This is a genomic window from Neisseria sp. P0021.S006 (assembly GCF_051956895.1).
This window is the reverse complement of the sequence record NZ_JBQCWZ010000029.1, coordinates 20,712-27,652: the sequence shown is the minus strand read 5'-3', so window position 1 is coordinate 27,652 and position 6,941 is coordinate 20,712. Positions and strand designations below refer to the sequence as shown.

The following is a 6,941-nucleotide window of genomic DNA, read 5'->3' as shown; positions in this document are numbered from 1 at the left end:
ATGTAGCTTTCGCCTTTGTTGAGCTTGTCGACTTTGTTGGTGTCAATGTCGAAACCCAAAACTTGGTAACCGATATCCACATAGCGCAACATCAGTGGTAAACCGACGTAGCCTAAGCCAACGATGCCGATTTTTGCGGTCTTATCGGCAAATTTTTGTATCGTAATGTTTTTCATGATGTCTTTCGTGTAATGAATGAGTAAATCGGGAGTGTTTGCCCGATGCCTGAGTTGTTTGCTGCAACCGCATAGCCATAGCCGGCTGCCGTATCGTGTGAAGCCTTAAAACCATACTTATAATTACATTAGACAAAATCATAAGCACTTATCTGATTCGTCTCAATCAAAAAAGTTTAACGGTCGTTCAGGCGGCCTCTATGGTATGGAAACGGTATTTTTGAATGCTTAATTTTTAGAAATTACATTCAACCACATGTTTTGATTTTAGATATTGTTTTGTCAAATGTATGATTCATGAAATGAAACTACCGTTTATGCCGTTTAAAACCCTTCTAGAATAAAAACTTTTAATAAATTTTCGTGGCTTAACTTATCTTAATAATCCATTATTTCGTGATGAAAAAAAGGAAAATTTGTCGACAATCGGCTTGAGGATAGTTAACTTAAGTCAAAGTTTTAAATTGGAATACGCTAAAGTCATTATAATATATTGACGAAAAAATTACATTTATTGCTATATAAATGATAGATATATTCTATTTACAATGGTTTAATTATTAAGTTGAGGCAATTAGACGGATTTTTTTTCGGAGAACCCATTTAATGTCCTGCCCGATGATTTCTACCGATTGACTTTGCCAAGGGCCGTCTGAAAGTAGGGCGGCCGGATTTTCAGGGAGGGAGAAAAGAGGTTTGCCTGCGCCTAACAGTTTCGGTGCTTGGTAGAGGACGATTTCATCCACCAAGTCATCCTTCAGGAAGGCTGAAGCAAGTGTTGAGCCGGCTTCTACCAGAACTTCGCCAAAGCCAAGTTCTGCCAGTTGCGGCATGAGTGAAAGAAGATTGATGCGGCCGTTGATGTGCTCAGACGGCCTGATGATGCGGATATGTTCAAATTTACCCAGCGCCTGCAAACGTTGTTCGTCTGAGGAAAGGGTAACGATAACGGTCGGGCTGTCGGTATCGGTCACGAGGTGGCAGTCCAAAGGGATTTGCAGTCGGCTGTCCAAGACGATACGCGCAGGTTGGCGCAGGGTGGGGAAGCTGCGAACGTTGAGTTTCGGGTTGTCGGCAAGTACGGTACCGATACCGGTCAAAACGGCGCAACTTTCGGCACGGAGAATTTGTACGTCTTCGCGTGCTGCTTCGCCGGTAATCCAAAAGCTGCGGCCGTCTGAAAGGGCGGTTTTGCCGTCCAAACTGGCGGCGCACTTGAGACGGACAAACGGTCTGCCGCGTTCGATACGCGACAGGAAACCGCGGTTGAGTTCGCGCGCCTGAGCTTCCAGCAAACCGCTTTCGGTACGGATTCCGGCGGCTTCCAGCATGGATAAGCCTTTGCCTGAGACCAACGGGTTAGGGTCGGTCATGGCGGCAACCACGCGCGTTACACCGGAATGAACCAGCGCTTCGGCGCATGGCGGTGTGCGGCCGTAATGGCTGCAAGGTTCCAGCGTGACATAGGCCGTTGCGCCTTTGGCCGCCGCTCCGGCCTGCCTCAACGCATGAACTTCAGCGTGCGGCTCGCCTGCTTTGACGTGGAAACCTTGTCCGACGATTTGTGCGCCGTGTGCAATTACGCAACCGACGCGGGGATTGGGGGAAGTAGAAAACCGCCCAAGCTTGGCCAGCTCGAGGGCGGTTTGCATCATTTGGGTATCAAGTGCGGAAAACATGGTTTCAGACGGCCTTATTTGGCTTTGCATTCGGCGATGACTTGGGTGAATTCGGAAACGTCTTTAAAGCTTTTATAGACGGACGCGAAGCGGACATAAGCAACTTGGTCGATTTTTGCCAGTTCCTCCATCGCCATTTCGCCAACGATGTGCGAAGCGACTTCTTTTTTGCCCAAACGGTAGAGGCGCTGCTCGATCAGGGCAACGGTTTCATCGATTTGTTCTTGTGTGACAGGACGTTTGTGCAGCGCGCGCTCAAGGCTGGTCTGCAGTTTGTGCGCATTGAAGGGAACCCGTGTGCCGTTGGATTTGATGACTTGCGGCATCCGCATTTCAACGGTTTCAAAAGTGCTGAAGCGTTGTCCGCATTCCAAGCATTTGCGACGGCGACGGATGCTGTTGGTGTCTTCCAGCCATCGCGAGTCGGTTACTTGTGTGTTGGGGTGTTGGCAAAACGGGCACTTCATCGGGTTTCCTTGTCATACGCTCGGCAAGGTCGCTAAGCAATTGAATTTATTGTTTGTGAACTATTATTGTAGCGGATTGCGTTATTTTCGTATAGTAAAGGCTTTTGCGTAGAATTTATGTATAAAAAGGCCGTCTGAAAGGGCAACTTTGGCGAAGTTGAGCCTTTCAGACGGCCTTGAGTTTTTCAGCCAATCAAACGTCAAACCGATACGCCGACGGCACGGGCGATTTCCAAACCTTCTTCCGCGCTCATGTAAACCGGATTGTCGGGGCGGTCGCTGAGGACAATGTCGCCGTCTTGAAACATCACCAATTCATTGACTGCCAATTGCGACCAGGTTTCATCTCGCGTCAGGGGCAGGGTGGCGATGACGGAAACTTTATCGTTCGGTGTGGTCACTTCTGAAAAATCGACCATCACATCATCGTCCAGCAAACGCGCTTTGCCAAACGGGGCTTTGCGCACGATGTAGTGCAGTAAGGTACTGGCGTGGGCAAACAGGCAGTCGCCGTTGGACATGACGAAGTTGAACAAACCGAAGCGGCGGATTTCATGAGTCAGGCCGGCAATGGCGTCAAACAAAACTTCAGGTTCGGGTTTGGTGGCAAAGCGGCTGCGCAGGCGGTTGAGGATAAAGCAGAACGCGCGTTCGGAATCGGTCGTGCCGACCGCGTGGTAGTACTCTCCCTGCTCGGGGAAAAAATCAATCAAATGGCCGTTGTGTGCAAACAGCCAATATTCGCCCCACATCTCGCGCATGAAGGGATGAGTGTTCGCCAACGAGGTCTGGCCTTGCGAGGCCTTGCGGATATGGGCGATAACGTTTTCAGACTTGATCTGATAGGCGCGCACCAAGTCGGCAACGGGAGAGTTGGCGCTGGGCTTGTCGTCGTGAAACAAGCGTACGCCTTTGCCTTCAAAAAAGCCGATACCGAAGCCGTCAGCGTGGTGGTCGGTAATGCCGCCACGGCGGCGGAAGCCTTCAAAAGAGAACATGATGTCTGTGGGAGTGTTGCAATTCATGCCGAGCAGTTGGCACATGGCGTTAACCTTTATTTTTGGGGTATTTATGGGGTTATTATGGTGTATCGGGCAGGCAGTTTCAATATGTAGAGTGTGATATGTTTATAACTGTCTCATACTTGGCGGGCCGTCTGAAAAATTGCTGTCAAAAATTCAGACGGCCTTAAAGTGTTCCCAGACCGGGTGGCATTGTTCGGGTAAGTCGGGGCAGGCGCCGAGTATGCCGCCGCTGAAGTCGTTGGGGCGGTGGAAGTCGCTGCCTGCACTGGCGAGAAAGTCGAAGCGGTCGGCAAGCAGGGCATAGTTGAGGCGGTCGTTTTTACAGCAGTTGCCGCTGTGCACTTCAATCCCTGCGCCGCCGAGATTTTTAAATTCTTGGAACAGGTTTCGTTTGGCGGTGGCGGATAATTCATAGCGCATTGGGTGGGCGATAATGGCCATGCCGCCCGCGCCTGTAATCGCGGCTACGCAGTCTTCCAGTGTGGCCCATTCATGTCTGACGGAACAGGATTTACCGTCGCCCAGATATTTGGTAAATGCCTGCTGTTTGTTTTTAACATGGCCTTCGCGGATGAGGAATTCGGCAATGTGGGTGCGGCTGGCCATTTCTTTGTTGGCGGCCAATGCCAGCGCGCCTTCATACGCGCCTGTTATGCCTTTTTTCTCCAGTTTTGCCGCGATGGCTTCCAATCGTTTCAGACGGCCTTTACGGACTTCGGCAAGCAGGTTTTGCAGGGTTTCGTTGTGTTCGTCAAAGTCCAAACCGACAACGTGGATGGTGCGGCCGCGCCAAGTGACGGATATTTCCACGCCGTTGACGAAGGGGAGGCCGAGGGTATCGGCTTCGGCGCGAGCTTCGGCCAGTCCGCCGGTGTGGTCGTGGTCGGTCAGAGCGAGCAGGGTGCAACCGTTTTGACGGGCGAGTCGGACGACTTCGGTTGGGGAGAGCATGCCGTCTGAAACGGTCGAATGGCAGTGTAAATCAATCATGGTTTTGCTTTGAATTTTCTCAAAAAAGGCCGTCTGAACGTTTCAGACGGCCTTGCTTTAGAACATTAGAACAGAGAGTCCAGTTGTTGTTTGTTATTGTTGCCGGTATTGCTTGGCAGAACTGGGGTTTCGTCTGATTCTTCACGGGCTGGCGCATTGCCGCTCTCGGTGCGGCGGCGGTTTTCATTCGGAACCGCGCGACGGGCAGGTTGAGCGGGACGTGGTGCAACGCCACTGTTGTCCAAGGCCAGGTCGGAGCTGGTGGTCATGCGTTCGCGCATGTACACTTCGCCGCCGTTTGCAACCACGCCTTCAGGTGCTTTCATCGGTTTGACACTGGTGCCTTTCAGGGCAAAGCGCATGTATTCTACCCATACCGGTACGGCGATTGTACCACCGTAACCTGCACGACCCATGCTGCGCGGTTTGTCAAAGCCGATATAGACGGCAGTTACAACGCTAGGGTTGAAGCCGACAAACCATGCGTCTTTGTTGTCGTTGGTAGTACCGGTTTTACCGGCGATGTCGGCGCGGCCAAGTGCGGCTGCACCGCGTGCGGTACCAACACGGACAACGTCTTGCATGATTTTGTACATGATGTAGGCGTTGCGCGGGTCAATGGCCTGAGGTGCGTTTTCACCGGCTACCAAAGGTTGCATTTGCGCTCTCAGACGGCCTTGGCTATCGTAGATTTTGTCGATGACGTGGGCGGACACTTTGTAACCGCCGTTGGCAAAGACGCTGTAACCTTCTGCAATACGCAACGGCGTGGTTTCGCCTGTACCCAAAGCCATAGACAGGCTGGCAGGAATTTCAGATGGCTTGAAGCCGAAGCGTTGGATGTATTGTTGCGCGTAACCGATACCGATAGACATCAGGATGCGGATGGACACCATGTTTTTTGACGCGGTCAAAGCCTGGCGCAGCGTGATGTAACCGGAATAGCGGCCGTCTGAATTTTTCGGGTTCCACGCTTTACCGTTAGCACCTTTGCCCGGCAGGGAAATCGGCGCATCGTTAATCATGGTGGAAGCAGTCATGCCTTTTGCCAAAGCGGCGGAATAAACGAACGGTTTGAACGTCGAGCCGGGTTGGCGCATGGCTTGAGTTGCGCGGTTGAAGGTTTTGCTGTGGTAGTCATAGCCGCCGACCAATGCACGGACTGCACCGGTTTTCGCATCTAAAGACACCAATGCGCCTTGCAACAAAGGCTCTTGAACGACGGTAAAGGTATCGCCGCTGCCTTTAACGCGAATGACGGAGCCGCGACGGATGCGGTCATCACCCATTTTTTCGTTGTTGACGGCACGGGCGGCAAAGCCTAAAGCGTGGCTGTTCAGCGTGACTTTACGGCCGCTCGGCAATTGAATCTGTACACCTTTGCGGGAGGCTTCCAATACAACCGCCGGAATCATTTTATCGACGGTGTAAAGTGTAGAAAGGTATTGGCTGACGGTTTCTTCTACGTTGTCGCTTTTGCTCAGGTCGATGTAGTTTTCTGCACCGCGGTAGCTGCTGCCGCGGTCGAAATTGCGCAGGACTTTACGCAGGGCCTCGGTGGCCACGCGCTGGTGTGCGGTGTCGACGGTGGTATATACCTTGAAGCCTTGAGTGTAGGCATCTTCGCCGTATTTCTCAAACAGCTCTTGACGCACCATTTCGGCAACGTACAGGGCGCTTTGATCGATGTTTTGTACAAAACGCTCGTAATGCAACTCTTCTTTCAAAGCCTGATCGCGTTGCTGCAGGGTAATCATGCCTTCTTCCAGCATATTGTTCAGAATATAAGCCTGACGCAGTTTGGCGCGTTCAGGATTTACAATCGGATTGTAGGCGGAAGGGGCTTTGGGCAAGCCGGCCAACATGGCGGCTTCGGCCAATGTTAACTCGTTAACATTTTTGTTGAAATAAATTTGGGCTGCAGATGCAAAACCATAAGCGCGTTGACCCAAATAGATTTGGTTGAAGTACAGCTCCAAAATCTTGTCTTTGCTCAAAGACTGCTCGATTTTGTAGGCCAACAGGGCTTCGTTGAATTTACGGGTGAACGAACGCTCGCTGCTCAGGTAGAAGTTTTTAGCAACCTGTTGCGTAATCGTACTGGCACCGGATTGGACGCCGCCGGCCATGACGTTGCCGATCGCGGCGCGCGCCACACCCCAAACGTCCACGCCCCAGTGGTCGTAGAAGCGTTTGTCTTCGGCGGCAATCACGGCATTTTTCAAAACTTTGGGAAAGTCACCGATTTTGGTGAATTCACGCCGTTGCTCGCCGTAAACGCCAATCACTTGGCCGTCTGAAGAATAAATCGTCAGCGGCATTTTGGGTTTGTAGTGTTGTAAAGTGTCCAAAGACGGCAGTTTCGGATAGGTGACCAAAATTGCAATTGCAATCAGCCCCACGCCGAAAAGAGCCAGTCCCAATAAGAGACCCAGGCAGGTCGTTATAATCTTTTTAATCATGACTAAGTAATAATTTGCCATTAATGGCGATAAATAAAGTAAAATGGGAAACGATTTCTATCAGCCACAGTTAATACTGTGCAAAGAATAAGAAGTCCTTTACGGATAACGAAACAGTTACTCACTCCTAAATGATACAGGG

The 6,941-nt window shown here is 51.1% G+C and carries 6 protein-coding genes; all 6 read right to left on the bottom strand.

The window, feature by feature from the left end; genetic code table 11:
• Nucleotides 1–176 (bottom strand): NAD(P)-binding domain-containing protein (locus ACTHUM_RS07680; RefSeq protein WP_440402811.1); only part of this gene is annotated, 176 nt, incomplete at its 3' end.
• Between the two features lie 560 nt (nucleotides 177–736).
• On the bottom strand, nucleotides 737–1,855 hold the full coding sequence (ribD, locus tag ACTHUM_RS07675; protein WP_049344287.1) for a bifunctional diaminohydroxyphosphoribosylaminopyrimidine deaminase/5-amino-6-(5-phosphoribosylamino)uracil reductase RibD: 1,119 nt from the start codon (nucleotides 1,853–1,855) through the stop codon (nucleotides 737–739).
• A 14-nt stretch (nucleotides 1,856–1,869) separates the two neighbouring features.
• Nucleotides 1,870–2,322, bottom strand: a complete 453-nt coding sequence (gene nrdR / locus ACTHUM_RS07670) for a transcriptional regulator NrdR (protein WP_004520863.1) — start codon at nucleotides 2,320–2,322, stop codon at nucleotides 1,870–1,872.
• A 200-nt stretch (nucleotides 2,323–2,522) separates the two neighbouring features.
• The gene (locus ACTHUM_RS07665; protein WP_039862509.1) at nucleotides 2,523–3,365 is read right to left on the bottom strand and encodes a class II glutamine amidotransferase; all 843 of its coding nucleotides are present in this window, start codon (nucleotides 3,363–3,365) and stop codon (nucleotides 2,523–2,525) included.
• Between the two features lie 135 nt (nucleotides 3,366–3,500).
• The gene (locus tag ACTHUM_RS07660; RefSeq protein ID WP_039862508.1) at nucleotides 3,501–4,337 is read right to left on the bottom strand and encodes a PHP domain-containing protein; all 837 of its coding nucleotides are present in this window, start codon (nucleotides 4,335–4,337) and stop codon (nucleotides 3,501–3,503) included.
• A gap of 65 nt (nucleotides 4,338–4,402) precedes the next feature.
• Nucleotides 4,403–6,799, bottom strand: a complete 2,397-nt coding sequence (locus ACTHUM_RS07655; protein WP_070503954.1) for a penicillin-binding protein 1A — start codon at nucleotides 6,797–6,799, stop codon at nucleotides 4,403–4,405.
• Nucleotides 6,800–6,941 lie beyond the last annotated feature (142 nt).